This window comes from Okibacterium fritillariae, assembly GCF_052783725.1.
In genome coordinates this window covers 1,275,302-1,291,047 of the sequence record NZ_CP199917.1, presented here as the reverse complement: position 1 = coordinate 1,291,047, position 15,746 = coordinate 1,275,302, and the positions used below count along the sequence as shown (strand labels likewise).

At 67.7% G+C, this 15,746-nt stretch carries 15 protein-coding genes, 1 tRNA gene and 1 other RNA gene; 6 read left to right on the top strand and 11 right to left on the bottom strand.

The features are described 5' to 3' along the window. Position 1: 1 nt before the first annotated feature. Genes ACUWEX_RS06070 through otsA form a run of 4 tightly spaced genes read right to left on the bottom strand, consistent with a single transcriptional unit; the run spans position 2 to position 6,067 of the window. A complete protein-coding gene (locus ACUWEX_RS06070; protein WP_445997425.1) occupies positions 2 to 1,834 on the bottom strand; it encodes an acetolactate synthase large subunit in 1,833 nt (610 codons plus the stop codon). A 46-nt stretch (positions 1,835 to 1,880) separates the two neighbouring features. Continuing rightward, positions 1,881 to 3,575, bottom strand: coding sequence for a dihydroxy-acid dehydratase (ilvD, locus tag ACUWEX_RS06065; protein WP_445997424.1), 1,695 nt, complete (start codon positions 3,573 to 3,575; stop codon positions 1,881 to 1,883). A gap of 18 nt (positions 3,576 to 3,593) precedes the next feature. Then, positions 3,594 to 4,403, bottom strand: coding sequence for a trehalose-phosphatase (otsB, locus tag ACUWEX_RS06060; protein ID WP_079727283.1), 810 nt, complete (start codon positions 4,401 to 4,403; stop codon positions 3,594 to 3,596). Beyond that, the gene (gene otsA, locus ACUWEX_RS06055; protein WP_200811489.1) at positions 4,400 to 6,067 is read right to left on the bottom strand and encodes an alpha,alpha-trehalose-phosphate synthase (UDP-forming); all 1,668 of its coding nucleotides are present in this window, start codon (positions 6,065 to 6,067) and stop codon (positions 4,400 to 4,402) included. The genes otsB and otsA overlap by 4 nt, the downstream gene beginning before the upstream one ends. Positions 6,068 to 6,180: 113 nt before the next feature. Between otsA and ACUWEX_RS06050 the strand changes: the two genes are divergently transcribed. After that, positions 6,181 to 7,128: a sugar phosphate isomerase/epimerase family protein gene (locus ACUWEX_RS06050; protein WP_445997423.1), complete on the top strand. Its 948-nt coding sequence runs from the start codon at positions 6,181 to 6,183 to the stop codon at positions 7,126 to 7,128. A 4-nt stretch (positions 7,129 to 7,132) separates the two neighbouring features. Here ACUWEX_RS06050 and ACUWEX_RS06045 read toward each other — a convergent pair whose 3' ends face one another. Continuing rightward, positions 7,133 to 8,284 carry an SLC13 family permease gene (locus ACUWEX_RS06045; protein ID WP_079727281.1) on the bottom strand — a complete coding sequence of 384 codons (1,152 nt, stop codon included), beginning with the start codon at positions 8,282 to 8,284 and terminating at the stop codon, positions 7,133 to 7,135. Positions 8,285 to 8,386: 102 nt separating this feature from the next. Here ACUWEX_RS06045 and ACUWEX_RS06040 point away from each other — a divergent pair, with 102 nt between their 5' ends. After that, entirely contained in the window at positions 8,387 to 8,572 is a 186-nt protein-coding gene (locus tag ACUWEX_RS06040) for a hypothetical protein (RefSeq protein ID WP_079727280.1), read from the top strand. A gap of 173 nt (positions 8,573 to 8,745) precedes the next feature. After that, complete coding sequence (locus ACUWEX_RS06035; RefSeq protein WP_445997422.1) at positions 8,746 to 9,402, top strand: hypothetical protein; 657 nt, start codon at positions 8,746 to 8,748, stop codon at positions 9,400 to 9,402. 9 nt (positions 9,403 to 9,411) lie between these two features. Here the strand turns inward: ACUWEX_RS06035 and ACUWEX_RS06030 are convergent, their stop codons facing one another. After that, complete coding sequence (locus ACUWEX_RS06030; protein ID WP_445997421.1) at positions 9,412 to 9,909, bottom strand: hypothetical protein; 498 nt, start codon at positions 9,907 to 9,909, stop codon at positions 9,412 to 9,414. A gap of 59 nt (positions 9,910 to 9,968) precedes the next feature. Further along, positions 9,969 to 10,041 (bottom strand) — tRNA-Lys (locus ACUWEX_RS06025). A gap of 112 nt (positions 10,042 to 10,153) precedes the next feature. On the opposite strand from ACUWEX_RS06025, the gene ACUWEX_RS06020 reads away from it, so the two are divergent. Together ACUWEX_RS06020 and ACUWEX_RS06015 are read left to right on the top strand one after the other, a co-directional pair. Further along, the gene (locus ACUWEX_RS06020; RefSeq protein ID WP_445997420.1) at positions 10,154 to 10,990 is read left to right on the top strand and encodes an inositol monophosphatase family protein; all 837 of its coding nucleotides are present in this window, start codon (positions 10,154 to 10,156) and stop codon (positions 10,988 to 10,990) included. Between the two features lie 113 nt (positions 10,991 to 11,103). Next, on the top strand, positions 11,104 to 11,619 hold the full coding sequence (locus ACUWEX_RS06015; RefSeq protein WP_079727276.1) for a septum formation family protein: 516 nt from the start codon (positions 11,104 to 11,106) through the stop codon (positions 11,617 to 11,619). Positions 11,620 to 11,626: 7 nt separating this feature from the next. On the opposite strand, the gene ACUWEX_RS06010 is transcribed toward ACUWEX_RS06015, so the two are convergent. Then, the gene (locus ACUWEX_RS06010; protein ID WP_079727275.1) at positions 11,627 to 13,096 is read right to left on the bottom strand and encodes an MFS transporter; all 1,470 of its coding nucleotides are present in this window, start codon (positions 13,094 to 13,096) and stop codon (positions 11,627 to 11,629) included. A gap of 102 nt (positions 13,097 to 13,198) precedes the next feature. On the opposite strand from ACUWEX_RS06010, the gene ACUWEX_RS06005 reads away from it, so the two are divergent. Continuing rightward, on the top strand, positions 13,199 to 13,978 hold the full coding sequence (locus ACUWEX_RS06005) for an alpha/beta hydrolase (RefSeq protein WP_445997419.1): 780 nt from the start codon (positions 13,199 to 13,201) through the stop codon (positions 13,976 to 13,978). 106 nt (positions 13,979 to 14,084) lie between these two features. On the opposite strand, the gene ACUWEX_RS06000 is transcribed toward ACUWEX_RS06005, so the two are convergent. The 3 genes from ACUWEX_RS06000 to ACUWEX_RS05990 form a co-directional block, all read right to left on the bottom strand. Beyond that, positions 14,085 to 14,384, bottom strand: a complete 300-nt coding sequence (locus tag ACUWEX_RS06000; protein WP_077053518.1) for a hypothetical protein — start codon at positions 14,382 to 14,384, stop codon at positions 14,085 to 14,087. A 90-nt stretch (positions 14,385 to 14,474) separates the two neighbouring features. After that, positions 14,475 to 14,844, bottom strand: a transfer-messenger RNA (tmRNA) gene (gene ssrA, locus ACUWEX_RS05995). Positions 14,845 to 14,960: 116 nt separating this feature from the next. Further along, positions 14,961 to 15,734, bottom strand: coding sequence for a hypothetical protein (locus ACUWEX_RS05990; RefSeq protein ID WP_445997418.1), 774 nt, complete (start codon positions 15,732 to 15,734; stop codon positions 14,961 to 14,963). Positions 15,735 to 15,746: the final 12 nt, after the last annotated feature.

Below are 15,746 nucleotides of genomic sequence, written 5' to 3'. Positions count from 1 at the left end.
GTTACGCCTCCTCATCGAACGACGGGCTGTGGTCTCGTGCGTATTGCACGTAGGAGTTGCTGACGCCCTGCGGCACCATGGGCCACACCATCGAGTCAGCCGACACGACGAAGTCGATGACGACCGGTCGGTCGTTGGTCTCGATGGCGAGCTTGATGGCCGCGTCGACTTCTTCCATCTTGGTGACGCGGATGCCGAGCGCACCGTAGGCCTCGGCCAGCTTCACGAAGTCGGGCACGCGCACGGTGTCGTGCCCCGTGTTGAGGTCGGTGTTCGAGTAGCGGCCGTCGTAGAACAGCGTCTGCCACTGTCGCACCATGCCGAGCGACGAGTTGTTGATGATCGCCACCTTGATGGGGATCTTGTTGATCGTGCAGGTGGCGAGTTCTTGGTTCGTCATCTGGAAGCAGCCGTCGCCGTCGATCGCCCACACGGTGCGGTCGGGCTGGGCCACCTTGGCGCCCATGGCGGCGGGCACCGAGTAGCCCATGGTGCCGGCTCCGCCGGAGTTGAGCCACGAGTTGGGGCGCTCGTACTTGATGAACTGCGCCGACCACATCTGGTGCTGACCCACGCCCGAGGCGAAGATGCCCTCGGGTCCGGTGATCTCGCCGATGCGCTGGATGACGTGCTGCGGGGCGAGCAGTCCATCGGTCGGCGGGGTGTAACCGAGCGGGAATTCCTCGCGCAGCCCGTTGAGGTAGGCCCACCATTCGGCGATGTCGGTGGGGGCCGACGCCGTGGCGTTGGTGAAGGCTGCGGTGAGGTCGACGATGACGTCCTTGGCATCGCCGACGATGGGCACATCGGCGAACCGGATCTTCGAGATCTCGGCCGGGTCGACGTCGACGTGGACGACTTTGGCGTTGGGCGCGAAGAGCGCGGCGTTGCCCGTGACGCGGTCGTCGAAGCGGGCTCCGAGTGACACGATCAGGTCGGCCTCTTGCAGGGCCAGCACGGCGGGGACGGTGCCGTGCATGCCGGGCATGCCGAGGTTGTGCTGGTTCGAGTCGGGGAACGCGCCGCGCGCCATGAGTGTCGTGACCACGGGGATGCCGGTGGTCTCGACGAGATCGAACAGCTCTTCAGACGCACGCGCACGGATGACTCCGCCACCCACGTAGAAGACGGGCTTCTTGGCCTCGGCCATGAGTGCCGCCGCGGCGAGGATCTGCTTGCCGTGTGCCTTCGTGATGGGGCGGTATCCGGGCAGGTCGATCTTGGGCGGCCACACGAACGGCGCGGTCTCTTGCTGCGCGTCCTTCGTGATGTCGACGAGCACGGGGCCGGGGCGCCCGGTGGAGGCGATGTGGTACGCGGCCGCGATGGTCGCGGGGATCTCGGCGGCCGTCGTCACGAGGAACGAGTGCTTCGTGATGGGCATCGTGATTCCGACGATGTCGGCCTCTTGGAAGGCGTCCGTGCCCATGAGGTGGCTGAACACCTGGCCGGTGATGGCGAGCATCGGCACCGAGTCCATGTGGGCATCGGCGATCGCCGTCACGAGGTTGGTGGCACCGGGGCCGGATGTTGCGATGCACACGCCCGTGCGACCGGAAGCCGAGGCATAACCCTCTGCCGCGTGACCGGCGCCCTGTTCGTGGCGCACGAGGATGTGGCGGATCTTGTCGGTGTCCATGAGCGGGTCGTACACCGGCAGGATGGCCCCGCCGGGCAGACCGAACACATCGTCGACGCCCAGGAGTTCGAGCGTGCGGACGACGGCCTGTGCACCCGTCAACAGTTCGGGCCCCTGTTCGGGCGCGCCACGCTGGGCGGCGGCCTGAGAGGCGAAATCGGATGGGGATTTTGCGGTACGAGTATCCGCTGACATAACGAGTCCCTCTTCGATGGTGATGAGTGAGAGTGAAGGGCGAGAACTACCCCGTCGTCGCGCCTTCGGCTGCGGAGCGCACGAGTTTGGAGTATTTCGCCAGAACGCCACGGGTATAGCGCGGAGGAAGCGGTGCCCAGCCAGGGCGGCGAGCGTCCAGCTCAGCGTCGTCGACAAGTAGGTCGAGTGAGCGAGCTGCGATATCGACCCGTATCAGATCACCATCGCGCACGAATGCAATCGGACCTGCGTCGACTGCCTCGGGTGCTATGTGGCCGATGCACAGGCCGGTTGTGCCGCCTGAGAATCGTCCGTCCGTCAATAGTAGTACATCTTTGCCGAGGCCAGCGCCCTTGATGGCGGCCGTGATGGCCAGCATCTCGCGCATGCCGGGGCCGCCCTTGGGGCCTTCGTAACAGATGATGACGACGTCGCCCTTGGAGATGCGTCCCTCGGTGAGGGCATCCATGGCGGCGCGTTCGCGCTCGAACACGCGGGCGGGGCCCTCGAACACGCTGGCGTCGAAACCGGCGGTCTTGACGACGGCGCCGTCGGGGGCGAACGAGCCGTGCAGCACCGTGATGCCGCCCGTGGCGTGGATGGGGTTGTCGAGCGTGCGGATGACCTCGCCGTCGAGCGGGTCGGGGTTGATCTCGGCCAGGTTCTCGGCCACGGTCTTGCCCGTCACCGTAAGGCAGTCGCCGTGCAGCAGACCCGCGTCGAGCAGGGCCTTCATGACGACGGGCACGCCGCCGTGGCGGTCGACGTCGTTCATGACGTATTTGCCGAAGGGCTTGAGGTCGCCGATGTGGGGAACCTTGTCGCCGATGCGGTTGAAGTCGGCGAGCGTGAGCTCGACCTCGGCCTCGCGGGCGATGGCGAGCAGGTGCAGCACGACGTTGGTCGAGCCACCGAAAGCCATGGCCACGGCGATCGCGTTCTCGAACGCCTTCTTGGTCATGATGTCGCGCGCCGTGATGCCGAGGCGCAGCATGTTGACGACGGCCTCGCCCGAGCGGTGCGCGTAGTAGTCGCGGCGACGGTCGGCCGAGGGCGGCGCGGCCGAGCCGGGCAGGCTCATGCCGAGGGCCTCGGCGACGGATGCCATGGTGTTGGCCGTGTACATGCCACCGCAGGCACCCTCGCCCGGGGCGATGGCGCACTCGATGCGCTTGAGGTCTTCTTCGCTCATGGTGCCGGCCTTGCAGGCGCCGACCGCCTCGAACGAGTCGATGATGGTGACTTCTTTTTCGGTGCCGTCGGACAGCTTCACCCAGCCGGGCGCGATGGAACCTGCGTAGAGGAACACCGAGGCGAGGTCGAGACGCGCGGCCGCCATGAGCATGCCGGGCAGCGATTTGTCGCAACCGGCCAGCAGCACCGAGCCGTCGAGGCGTTCGGCCATCATGACGGTCTCGACGGAGTCGGCGATGACCTCACGCGAGACGAGGGAGAAGTGCATGCCCTCGTGGCCCATCGAGATGCCGTCGGAGACGGAGATGGTGCCGAACTGGAGCGGGTAACCGCCGCCCGAGTGGACGCCCTCTTTGGCGCCCTGGGCAAGTCGGTCGAGCGACAGGTTGCAGGGGGTGATCTCGTTCCACGACGAGGCGATTCCGATCTGGGGCTTATCCCAGTCTTCGTCTCCCATACCGACGGCACGCAGCATTCCTCGGGAGGTCGTAGCTTCGATTCCGTCGGTGACGTCGCGACTGCGCGGCTTCACATCGATTTCAGACATGTTACGAGTGTAGTAGCGTCACCGCGCCCGGATCGCCGCCTCGCGGGCCGTCGCGAGGGCCGCGAGCGTGGCCGCGACCTCGTCGGGGCCGCCGACGCGGAACGGCGCGATCGTGGCGCCGTCTCCGCTCTTCAGCGGCAGATCTTCGGCATGCAGAACGGCGAAGGCATCCTCGTCGGTGACATCGTCGCCGGCATAGAGCGCGGCGGTTGCCCCGGTGTAGCGACGGAGCTCTTCGATGCCGTCGCCCTTGGTCGCCGAGCGCACCGAGAATTCGAGGACATCCTTGCCGTCGCGGATGGTGACACCCGGCAGCGAGAGATCGGCGAGCGCGCGCTTTCCGGCCTCGAGAGCGACGTCGTCGTCGGCGCGTCGCGTGTGCAGCGCGAATCCGGCGGGCTTCCGTTCGACCCAGACGTTGTCATAGATGGCGGCGATCTGGTCGAGCAGACGCTCTACCTCGGCCGCGCGGGCGGATTCCTCGGGAGAGAGGGAGGCTTCGGCATCCGGGTCGTCGAGGCGCACTTCGACGCCGTGCGAACCGATGAGCAGGATCTTGTCGTCGGGCTCGGTGACCTCGATGAGGCTGTCGAGCGCGCGGCCCGAGACGTAGGCCACCCAGGTGTCCTCGAGGGCGACGAGACGTTCGATGGCTTCGCGCGCGGCGGGAACGGCTCGCGCGTCTTCGGGGCGGTCGACCGTGGGTGCGAGGGTTCCGTCGAAGTCGAGGGCCACGAGCAGGCGGTCGGTGGCGGCGAGCGCCTCCAGGGCCGCCTGCAGCTCGGCCGGGTCGGTCGAGGGCTCGGGGAGCGGTTCGATGTGCGTCATCGCCCGGGCTCCTCGTCGGTGCGCGACGCGGCCTCGGCGGCACCCGGTGCTCCCGAGGTGTCCACGTTGTCGGCGACGGCTTCGCCGACGGGCGCGACCTCCGACCGGAACGCCGCATCCGGATCGTCCAGCGACACGTCGGCGTTCTGGATGCCCGTGGGCCCGACCTCCGACGACTGGCGGCCTTTGCCGTCATACCCCTTCTGCAGCGCGTCGAGGAAGGTCTCGGACCACTTGACGACATCGTTCTCGAGCACGCGTTTGCGCAGCGACCGCATGCGGCGCGAGCGCTCCGACTTGGGCATCTCGATGGCGCGCATAATGGCGTCCTTGGTGCCCTCGATGTCGTGCGGGTTGATGAGCAGGGCCTGCTTCAGGTCATCCGAGGCGCCGGCGAATTCGCTCAGCACCAGCACGCCGTCGTTGTCGAAGCGGCAGGCCACGTATTCCTTGGCGACGAGGTTCATGCCGTCGCGCAGGGCGGTCACGAGCACGACGTCGGCGGCCAGGTAGAGCGCAACCATCTCCTCGCGCGGGTAGCCGTGGTGCAGGTAGTTGATGGCCGTGTGCCCGATCGAGCCGAAGTCGCCGTTGATGCGGCCGACCGTGAGCTCGATCTCGTCGCGCAGGGCCTTGTAGGTCTCGACGCGTTCGCGGCTGGGGCTGGCGACCTGCACGAGCGTGACGTCTTCGACGTTGAGGCGGCCCTCGGCCAGCAGCTCGCCGTAGGCCTTCAGGCGGTGCATGATGCCCTTGGTGTAATCGAGACGGTCGACGCCGAAAAGGATGGTCTTCGGGTTGCCGAGTTCTTCTCGGATCTCCTTGGCGCGGGCCTGCACGTCGGGGCGGCGCGCGAGCACCTCGTAGCTCTCGGAGTCGATCGAGATCGGGTAGGCCTTGGCGATCACCTGACGCGTCGCGCCGACGGGTTTGTTCGAGCGGGCGCGGCGCTCGGGGTTGGCGTCGAGCGGGCGGAAGATGCTCGACCCCTTGGTCTCGTAGGAGAGCAGGCGACGAACGGCCCGCGTGAAGTTGCCGGCGTCGGCGACGCGCTGGAACCCGAGCACATCGGCGCCGAGCAGGCCCTCGATGATCTGGGTGCGCCAGGGCAGCTGCGAGAAGAGGCCGTAGGCCGGGAACGGGATGTGGTTGAAGAAGCCGATGACGAGGTCGGGGCGCACCTCGCGCAGCATGCCGGGCACGAGCTGCAGCTGGTAGTCGTGCACCCAGACGGTTGCACCCTGCTCGGCCAGGCGGGCTGCGGCATCCGCGAATCGCTGGTTGACCTTCACATAGGCCTCCCACCACTCGCGGTGGTAGCTGGGCGGCGCGATGACGTCGTGGTAGAGCGGCCACAGGGTGTCGTTAGAGAAACCCTCGTAGTATTCCTCGATTTCCTGCTCGCTGAGCGGGATGGGCACGATCCAGGTGCCGTGGTTGTCGAAGGGCTCGATGTCGAGGTCGGGGCCGCCGGCCCAACCGATCCAGGCGCCGTTGGCCTTGGCCATGACGGGGTCGAGTGCCGTGACGAGACCGCCGGGAGACGTGCGCCACTGCACCTCACCGTCCTCGCTCGGAACACGGTCGACGGGCAGCCGGTTGGCCACCACGACGAAGTCGAATTGCCGCGTCTCGCCGTTCGAGGCGTCGGTCTTCTGTGACATGATCCACCTTTCGAGGCCCGAAAACCGGGCGGGTACCAGGCTATCAGCGAGCGAGATTCGACATCGGATGGTCAGAGTCCGGGTCTATCATTGGCCCAATGATCCGCATCGGCATGAGTTCCTCCTGCGTCTACCCGCTCGAGACCGAGCGTGCGTTCGCCTTGGCCGACGAGGCCGGCTACGACGGTATCGAGATCATGGTCACCAACGATCCGGTGACTCGGGATGCCGACGCCCTCCTCGCCCTGAGTGACAAGTACCAGCTGCCGATCATGTCGATTCACGCGCCCGTGCTGCTGCTCACGCACTTCGTGTGGGGCCGCGATCCGCAGATCAAGCTGGAGCGCTCGGCAGAGTTGGCCCGCACCCTCGGGGCATCCAGCGTGGTCGTGCATCCGCCGTTCCGCTGGCAGAAGAGCTACTCCGAAAACTTCCTCGACATCGTGCGCCAGACGGCTACCAACTCGGGCGTGCACATCGCCGTCGAGAACATGTTCCCGTGGGCCGTGCGCGGCCGCAGCATGAAGGCCTACGCCCCCGGTTGGGACCCGAGCGACTGGGACTGCGACGACATCACGCTCGACTTCTCGCACGCCGCGCTCTCGGGTCAGGACAGCCTCGTCCTCGCCAAGAAGTTCGGCAAGCGCCTGCGCCACGTGCACCTGTGCGACGGCTCGGGCTCGCTCGACGAGGGCAAGATCTTCGACGAGCACCTGCTTCCGGGCCACGGCGGGCAGCCCGTCGCGGCCGTGCTACAGATGCTGGCCGCCGAAGACTGGGACGGCCAGGTGGTGGCCGAGGTCAACACGCGCAAGGCCAAGACCGAGTTCGAGCGACTCATCGCCCTGCGCGAGACGCTCGAGTTCGCACGCGAGCACCTCGGGCAGCAGCGCACCAGCATGGACCACCTCAAGGGTTACCGCCGCCGCACCATCAACAACCTGCTCCCCCACCACGAGGGCGAGCCTGCGACGGCCGAGCCCGACACTGCACCGACGGATGCCGTGGGCGACGCGTCCACGGACTCTCACGGCGTTCTCGACCCCGAACCCACCGAGTAATCGGTTAGAGGAACGCGAGCGCGAGCGTGGCGCCGACGACGGTCAGCGGCGCGACGATGAGGCCGAGGAGCGCGTAGCGCGTCCAGGAGATGCGGACATCCATCGCGGTGAGGCGCTGATGCCAGAGCAGCGTGGCGAGCGACGCCCACGGCGTGACGAGCGGGCCCAGGTTGACGCCGATGAGCAGTGCGATCAGGCGGTCGGGGCTCGTGGCCGCGGGTTCGAGCGCCAGGTAGGCGGGCAGGTTGTCCACGAGGTTCGCGCCCACACCGGCGGATGCCGAGAGCCGCAGCAGGTCGGCCGGTGAGTTGCCTGTGCCGGCGACCTGTTCGAGGAACGCGCCGAGGCCGACGTTGTGCAGCGCGGCCATCGACAGGAACAGACCCGACGCCAGCACGATCAGCTGCCACGGCACGAGGTCGAACCGCAGCACCCGCGGGTTGCGCCAGGCCGTCACGGCGATGAGCACCAAGGCCGCGGCCGACGCGGGCAGCCACACGGGCAGACCCGACACCAGCAACGGCAGCAGCACGACGAGCACGACGGCGGACGTCACGAACAAGAGGCGGTCGGAGGCGGGGGCTGCGGCATCCACCGTGAATCGCCCCGAGAGCGGCCGCCGATAGACGATGGCGAGCACGATGACGGGAACGATGACGCCCACGATGGCCGGCGCGTACGAGAGGGCGAGGAACCCGAGCGGCCCCACCCCGCCCAAGCGGTGTTCGGCGAGCAGGTTCGTGAGGTTGGAGACGGGCAGGAAGAGCGACGCCGTGTTCGCGAGCCACACGGTCGTGAGGGCGAAGGGCAGCGGGCTGACGCCGATGCGCCGCGCGAGCACCACCACGATGGGTGTGAGCAACACGGCCGTGGTGTCGAGCGACAGGAACGCGGTCGAGACGACGGCCATCAGCACGACGAAGAGCCACAAGACGACCGTGCGGCCGCGGGCGAGGCGAGCCGCGTGACCGGCGATCGACTGGAACACCCCGGCCTGGTCGGCCAGCTCGGCAACGACCGTGATGGCGACGACGAAGAGGAGCACGGGCCAGATGCGGTCGGTGAGAGCCAGAACCTCGGTGCCGTCGAGGATGCCGAACGCCCAGGCGGCGAGCCCGAGGACGAGCAGGACGGCTCCGACGAGAGCGGTTTTCATGCGGGGGTCACGCGGGAAGTCGACAGCACGAAGTTCACAGTACAACCCCCTGCGGCGAGTCGGGTCGACACGCTAGCGTGGAAGTCTACGGAGGCTAACAACATGCGCAAATACCTTATGAACACGAGCATCCTGGGCGCGGTCACCGGCGCCTGGAGTGTCATCCAGACCACCCGCAAGGGCCCGCGCGACTGGCGTCTCGCCCTCGCCTGGGCCAGCTGGATCATCTCGCTCGCACTGGCCATCGGGTCGGTTGCCGAAGAGAACCAGCGCAAGCTCAAGAAGTAACTCCCCCCGTTCGGGCCGGCACGTTCAGCGTGTCGGCCCGTTCTGCTGCCCATTTGCCGCTCGAGTCGGCGAAAATCGGCGTGTCAGCAGGGGTTTCGGATGCCTCGCGCGCACACTGGAGGCAACGACCGCCCCCTTCGCTCACAAACGGCGGTCCGGCAAGGAGCCTCACGATGTTCGGACGCCGTAGTCGCCGCTTGATCGCCGCCGAGAATGCCGCGCGCGCCGCAGCCCTCGAAGCCGGCACAACCGGGTCGTCGCACCCCGACACCCGTGTCGATTCGACCGGCGTCGAGCTCGAGACATCCGCCACATCTGCACCTGCCGTCATCCCCGTCCCCGCCCCCGTCATCGAGCTCAGCGAGGAACGCGTCTTCGCGGCGGTGCTCGAGCGCCTGCAGGACTTCGTGGGCGAGAACGGCAGCTGGACACTCACGCGGCGCAGCGATTCCGACACCGAAGTCTTCTTCCACGACATGGCTGCCCTGTCACTGGCCCGCGCCGTGACGTCGACCCTCGTCGATGCGGCAGCGCACGGCGACACCGCCCCCACCGCGGAACGCGACGACCTGTCCGAGCTAGATGCCGCTCGCGCCGCAGCCGACGGCTCGACCTCACACGCTTCGAACTCAGACGCCCCGACCTCAGATGCCCCGGCCGCCGACCGCGCTGTATCCCCCGCCGTGCGCACCATCATGGAGCTCGACACCATCGCCGTCTGGGCCGACCCCACGTCGCACGACCCCGCCTACATCGACGAGCGGATGCTGCACCCCGAGACGGCGCGTTCCGTCGACGCCGACCGGGCGAACGGCCAGCGCCGCGCCTGAGCGGACAGATCAGTGCAGGATCGCCTCGAGGAAGATGATTCCCGCCCCGATGGCCGTGGACACGAGACATCCGAGCACGCACCACCACCAGCGATTTCCGCGGATGGCTAGCGCGCTGTAGCCGAGCCCCGCGAGCGTCACGAGAACGACGCGGAGCGCCCACGCAACGGCCTCGTCGCCGGTGAGCAGGCCGAAGACGCCCATCAGGAGCGGGATGCTCGGCAGGATCGCAGCCTCGAGCATGCCGACCGACTCTGCCAGGGCGTGCCTCACGGAGCGCGCGACCGTGACCGTGCCCCGATGCTCGCCGCCGTGGTGCCCGAGCGCCGCCGAGAAGACGTGCGCGATCCAGAACGCGACGAGCGTGACGGCGCTGAAGGCGAAGATCGACCGGGGCCCGTTGTCGTCGTCGGCCGCCGTCGCGGTGATGAGGCTCGCGTAGACGATCAGGCCGTATATCGCCGAGGGGCTGGCGAGATGGTGCCAGAGTGCACGCAGATAGCTCATGCCGTCACGTTAGCGCACGAAAAATGCCCCAGAATCGGCGAGATATCTGGGGCATTCAGTGCACCCCCTCGGACTTGAACCGAGAACCCACTGATTAAGAGTCAGTTGCTCTGCCGATTGAGCTAGAGGTGCATTTCGGACCGGAATTTTGCACTTCCGGACCGAGGAATACTTTAGCAGGAGAATTGCGGGGAGCGCGAATCGAGCAGCACTGCCGAGCATCCGGGGTCGATACGCTGGGGGTATGAGTGCCGACGCATCCCCCGTTTCTTCCGCTTCTGCCGACCCCCTCGCCGCCGGGAACGCGCTGGCCGATGACCTGCGGCTCGCGCTGCGCATCGCGGATGCGGCCGACACGATCTCGCTGGAACGCTTCCGGTCGAACGACCTCGACGTGTCGACCAAACCCGACCGCTCGTTCGTGACCGACGCCGATCTGGCGGTCGAGCGCCGCATTCGCGAGATCCTCACCGAGGAGCGACCGGAGGACGGCATCCTGGGCGAGGAGTACGGCACGGCCGGCTCGACCGCCCGGCAGTGGATCATCGACCCGATCGACGGCACGGCCAATTACCTGCGCGGCGTGCCCATCTGGGGCACGCTCATCTCGCTCGCCGTCGACGGCGTGCCCGTCGTGGGCGTCGTCTCCTCCCCCGCGCTCGAGAAGCGCTGGTGGGCCGCCGACGGTTCGGGCGCCTGGTCGTCGCTGCGGGGCGGCGCGCCCGAGCAGCTGAAGGTCTCGCGCGTGCAGAAGCTCGCCGACGCCTCCGTCAGCTTCCAGAGCGTCACGCAGTGGGACGATGCCGGCTACCTCGACCAGCTCGTCGCGCTGACCCGGGCCAGCTGGCGCGACCGCGCCTACGGCGACATGTGGGCGTACATGCTGTTGGCCGAGGGACTGGTCGACGCCGTGGGCGAGTTCGACGTCAAGGAATACGACGTGGCGGCGCTGGTGCCAATCGTGCGCGAGGCGGGTGGTGCGACATCCGCCATCGACGGGACCGATCGCATCGACCGCCGCAGCTTCTTGGCCACGAACGGTGCCCTGCACGAAGAGATCCTCGGATTGCTGCACGGCTGACGCTCAACGGCCTAGCTGTGAGTCGGCTTTGAAAATGAGGCTCGCTCTGGATAGCATCATGCAACACGGAGTCGCATCCCGATCGGCGCCGCTCACACCCCGAATGGAACAGCATGCCCGCCCCGTCTCGCCTCAGCCGCCGCCTCCTCGCCGTGGGCGCCGCAACCGCTCTCGCCGCCTCGCTCTCAGGCTGCAGCCTGATCAACAGCATCATCGACAAGCCCGTCACGCGGGATGCCGAGACCGAGGAAGTCGTCGAGGCCGGCACGTCGAGCGTCTTCTCGATCAAGGTGGGCGACTGCATCAACGACGACAGCACGAGCGAAGAGGTCTTCGAGGTAGAGGCCGTTCCGTGTGCCGAGCCGCACGACCTCGAGGCCTTCTACGAATTCTCGCTCGACGGCTCGGAGTACCCGGGCGACGACGAGGTCTCTCAGCAGGCCGACACCGGGTGCTACGACCAGTTCACGACCTTCGTCGGCCTGAGCTACGAGGACTCGACCCTCGACTACGCCCCCTACACGCCCACCGAGGCGAGCTGGACCGAAGACGGCGACCGCCTCGTGAGCTGCATGATCGGCGACCCCGAGGGCCGCACGACCGGCTCGCTCGCGGGCGTCGCGCACTAAGCAGCGGCTACGCGGTCTGAGCCGAGCGCTTGCGCCGCTTGCGCGCCCCGAGGTCGAGGAAACCGAGCACCAGCGCCACGGCCACGAGTGTCAGGGTCACGGCGAAGCCGGCCCGGAACGCGTCGTGGAACACCTCGAGCTGCGGCGCCTGGCCGGTCTCTGAATAGATCGTCGCGTAGAACGCCGCACTCGCGGCCGCCGTGCCCATAGCTGTTCCGACGCGCTGGCCGAGCTGCGCCATCGAGCCGGCGACACCACCCTGCTCGACGGGAACCTCGGCGAGCGTGAGCGTCTGGTTGGGCGAGATGACGAAACCGCCGCCCGTGCCCGCGACCAGCATGCCGACACCCATGCCGTAGATCGCCACGTCGGCCGGCAGCAGCTCGGCGGCCAGCAAGACGAGCGAGAAGCCGATCAGCACGATCACGATGCCGAGCACGACGAGCTTGCGGCCCACGCGGTTGACGATCGTGCCGCCGTACCAGGCCGTCACGGCCGACGACAGCGCGAACGGGATGCTCACCATGCCGGCGAACACGGGTTCGAGACCGATGCCCTGCTGCAGGAACAGCGTCGTCAACAGGAACATGGCGGGCATGGCCGCGAAGTAGGCCATGGCGATGAGCAGACCGTTGCGGTAGGAACCCTTGCGGAACAGGTCGAAGTGCACGACGGGCGATTTGCCGATGCGCTTGTAGCGGCGCTCCCACAGCACGAAGCCGGCCGCCGCGATGGCAGCCAGGATGAGCAGATACCAGCGCGCGGGCTGATCGTCGGGCCCGCCCGTCGTGAGCACGAACGGCAGCATGACGCTGAACGTGGCGACGGCGAGGATGAGGATGCCGACGAGGTCGAGTTCGCGCGAACCCGGCGAGCGCTCTTGTTTGGCGGGCAGGAGCTTGAGCGCGAATGGCAACAGAATGAGAACGAGCGGCACGTTCATCGCGAAGATGTAGCGCCAACCATCCGTGGGCCCGCCGACCGCGATGAGCAGGCCGCCGAGCGTGGGACCGAAGGCCGTCGAGACGCCGATCGTGGCACCGAAGAGCCCGAACGCCCGGCCGCGCTCTTCGCCCTGGAAGAGCTGTTGCGTGAGGCCGATCACCTGGGGCATCTGGATGCCGGCCGCGATGCCCTGCACGATGCGCGCCACCATGAGGAACTCGATGTTGGGGGCCACGGCACACGCCAGGCTCGAGACCATGAAGAGACTGAGGCCCACGACGAACATGGCCTTGCGCGAGTGCAGGTCGCCGAGACGCCCGGCCGGCACGAGCGCGAGACCGAAGGCGAGGGCATAGCCCGCCACGATGATCTGCAGCTCGGCGGGGCCGGCGCCGAGGGACTTCTCGATCGACGGGAGCGCGACGTTGACCTTGGACAGGTCGAGGATGGTGAGGGCGGCTACGGAGACGCAGACGGCGAAGGCCTGCCAGCGTTGACGGCCGCTGAGGGCGTTGGCGAGTGAGGACGACATATACGGGGAAGCATACTCCCGGGCGAGCGCGGTGCCTGCGGCCCGCAGATAGGGTTGACGGGACGCGTTTCGCCGGTGCGGAACGGCCGAGTGAGGAGCACCATGTCCGAGAAACAAGCGGGAGCGAAACCCGCCGGAACGATTCGCCGCCGCATCCGCACAACCGGGTGGCTCGCCCTGCTGGCCCTCGTGCTCGCCATCGTGGCCTTCGTGGTGTGGACCCAGATCGTCATGGCCGGCGACCGCCGCGCCACCATCGAGGTGTTCGACAATGCGGCCGTGCAGGTCACCGACACGGGCGACAGCATCGTCATGACCCCCACGGGCGAGAATGGCGGGGCCGACGCATCCGGCGAGGGGCTCGTGTTCATTCCGGGCGCCAAGGTCGACCCCTACGCCTACCTCTACAAGCTCTCGGGCGCCGTCGAAGAGTCGGGCCTCACGGTCGTCATCACGAAGCCCACGCTCAACCTGGCGTTCTTCGACCAGCGCCCGCTCTCCACCTTCACCGAGGCCGCGCCCGAGGTGACCGACTGGTTCGTCGGCGGCCACTCGCTCGGCGGCGTGCGGGCCTGCCAGTGGGCGGGCAGCGAGGATGTCGCGGGCCTCGTGCTCTTCGGCAGCTACTGCGCCAACGACCTCTCGCAGTCGGGCCTGCCCGTGCTCAGCATCGGCGGCAGCAACGACGGCCTCTCGACCCCCGCCAAGATCGAGGATGCCTCGGGCCGGCTTCCCGCCGACACCGAGTTCGTAGAGCTCGACGGCGCCAACCATGCGGACTTCGGCGACTATGGCGTGCAGCCGGGCGACGGCACCTCGACGGTGTCGGACGAGGATGTCCGGGCCGAGATCACCGAGGCGATCGACGCGTTCGTCGGCTGAAAGCGGTCCGTGGCGTCGCCTCGCTGTGGGGCCATCACGCGTTCGACGCCACCACGAGCTTTCGAGCCCACGGGCGTCGTGAGCGAATCCGCGATGCGTTCCCCCGTCAGCCCTCGAAGGCGACGGGGAGCCAGCGGTTTTTGTTGCGGCGCGTGAGGGCGGCCGTGCGCGCCTCGGCGATCGTGCCGAACACGGCCAGGGCGTGCTCGCCGACCTGGCGCGCGATCTCGTCGTCCTCGGCCTCGAAGCGGACGACGATGCGCGGCAGGCCGCCAACGATCTGTAGGTCGGACGCCTCGACGACCGTGAGGGTGGCCGCGGCATCCGCGACCGTGGGGAGAACGTCGGCGGGGTGCACGCCCGGCCGCACCGGGCCGACGCCGATCGTCACGCGAAAAGAGGGCATCAGCCCAGGATAGGACGCCCCGACGCCACGAAAAAGCGGGCCGCCCCGAAGGACGGCCCGCTGGTGTCGCGAGAGTGTGAGAACGACCGATGGTGGAGATGGGGGGAATTGAACCCCCGTCCACTGCTGTGATTCTGCGCCTTCTACGGGCGTAGCCTGTTGAGACGTTCTACTCGGCCCCACCCTTTGCTACAGGCATCTAGGGTGACAGGCCCAGCCCGAGAAAAAGTCCCGCGTCGCCCTCAGGCGTGACGACGCAGCAAGCTCTCTAAATGGCGCCAGGGTCCGGGACGAGAGCGAACCCGGTCTGACGGACCTCGAAGCTAGCCTAGGCGGCTAGGGCGAAGTCGGTGCGCTTAGAATTGGCACCTATATTTTGCAGAGATCGTTTACGAGATAACCCTGCATCCTCGGCCCGCTTCTCGCAGTTTCGCAGGCAATGTCGAAACCGATCATCCCCTCGAAACACCGCGATAGATCGCAGCGGGTCATTCTCACACTCTGTTGACTTGTGAACCGGCGAACCGGATCGAGCGCCTCTCGGACGCAGCTTTTCAGTATAGCCCTTACGCTCCCCTATTGCACACCGCTGGTCGTGATCAGGCGCGTCCACGGTCCGGGCGGCGGCTCGTTGTTCTCGGCGAAGCGCCAGCTCACGCGATCGGTGTCGCCGTTGAGGTCGCGGAACCCGAGGCAGGCGTTGACGGCGGGTGAGACATCCATGCCGGCGCCGCCGTAGCGGGCGTTCTGCGGGCGGGCGTCGCCGGCTCCGAAGACGTAGGCCGCGTCGTCGTACTCCCCCGGTCCGGCGTCCTGGATCTGCGCGAAACAGGTGCGGTCGCCGAGGCGCAGCTCGACCCAGCGGTTCTTGAGATAGCTGAACGTGCGGTCGCCCGCGTGCTCGGCATATCCCGGATCGCCGGCCCACGGCACCACGGCGTCGCGCCGGGCGAAGGCCGCATCGTCGTTGATGTCGTCGAAGGGCAGGTCGAGGTAGAACGGGTTCTCGGCGGGGGTCATGCTCGTCGGGAAGTAGTCGTCGGCCGCGAAACGTCGTTCGGTCTGGCACACCGTGTCGACGACGATGCCGTCGCAGCCGCCGTAGCTCTCTTGCCACAGGGAATCGTAGGTGGAGTACACCTGCGAACCGTCCGAAGCCGACGGGTCGAACAGCTCGCCCACCCAGAACGTCGTCGCCACGATGTCGGTGTGCCACGGATAGCCGGGCGTCGCAAGCACCCGCACCGTGCCCGCCGACGCACAGCCGGCGAGCACGAGGGTGAGGCCCAGCACGGCGCTCATTCCGAGCGTCGACACGAGTGCCGACGACCGCACCGCGCGGAGCCCCACGTCACACCATCC

Excerpts from the sequence above, each read along its gene's own strand:
- ACUWEX_RS06070 (WP_445997425.1), bottom strand. The coding sequence starts at position 1,834 with ATGTCAGCGGATACTCGTACCGCAAAATCCCCATCCGATTTCGCCTCT.
- ilvD (WP_445997424.1), bottom strand. The coding sequence starts at position 3,575 with ATGTCTGAAATCGATGTGAAGCCGCGCAGTCGCGACGTCACCGACGGA.
- otsB (WP_079727283.1), bottom strand. The coding sequence starts at position 4,403 with ATGACGCACATCGAACCGCTCCCCGAGCCCTCGACCGACCCGGCCGAG.
- otsA (WP_200811489.1), bottom strand. The coding sequence starts at position 6,067 with ATGTCACAGAAGACCGACGCCTCGAACGGCGAGACGCGGCAATTCGAC.
- ACUWEX_RS06050 (WP_445997423.1), top strand. The coding sequence starts at position 6,181 with ATGAGTTCCTCCTGCGTCTACCCGCTCGAGACCGAGCGTGCGTTCGCC.
- ACUWEX_RS06045 (WP_079727281.1), bottom strand. The coding sequence starts at position 8,284 with ATGAAAACCGCTCTCGTCGGAGCCGTCCTGCTCGTCCTCGGGCTCGCC.
- ACUWEX_RS06040 (WP_079727280.1), top strand. The coding sequence starts at position 8,387 with ATGCGCAAATACCTTATGAACACGAGCATCCTGGGCGCGGTCACCGGC.
- ACUWEX_RS06035 (WP_445997422.1), top strand. The coding sequence starts at position 8,746 with ATGTTCGGACGCCGTAGTCGCCGCTTGATCGCCGCCGAGAATGCCGCG.
- ACUWEX_RS06030 (WP_445997421.1), bottom strand. The coding sequence starts at position 9,909 with ATGAGCTATCTGCGTGCACTCTGGCACCATCTCGCCAGCCCCTCGGCG.
- ACUWEX_RS06020 (WP_445997420.1), top strand. The coding sequence starts at position 10,154 with ATGAGTGCCGACGCATCCCCCGTTTCTTCCGCTTCTGCCGACCCCCTC.
- ACUWEX_RS06015 (WP_079727276.1), top strand. The coding sequence starts at position 11,104 with ATGCCCGCCCCGTCTCGCCTCAGCCGCCGCCTCCTCGCCGTGGGCGCC.
- ACUWEX_RS06010 (WP_079727275.1), bottom strand. The coding sequence starts at position 13,096 with ATGTCGTCCTCACTCGCCAACGCCCTCAGCGGCCGTCAACGCTGGCAG.
- ACUWEX_RS06005 (WP_445997419.1), top strand. The coding sequence starts at position 13,199 with ATGTCCGAGAAACAAGCGGGAGCGAAACCCGCCGGAACGATTCGCCGC.
- ACUWEX_RS06000 (WP_077053518.1), bottom strand. The coding sequence starts at position 14,384 with ATGCCCTCTTTTCGCGTGACGATCGGCGTCGGCCCGGTGCGGCCGGGC.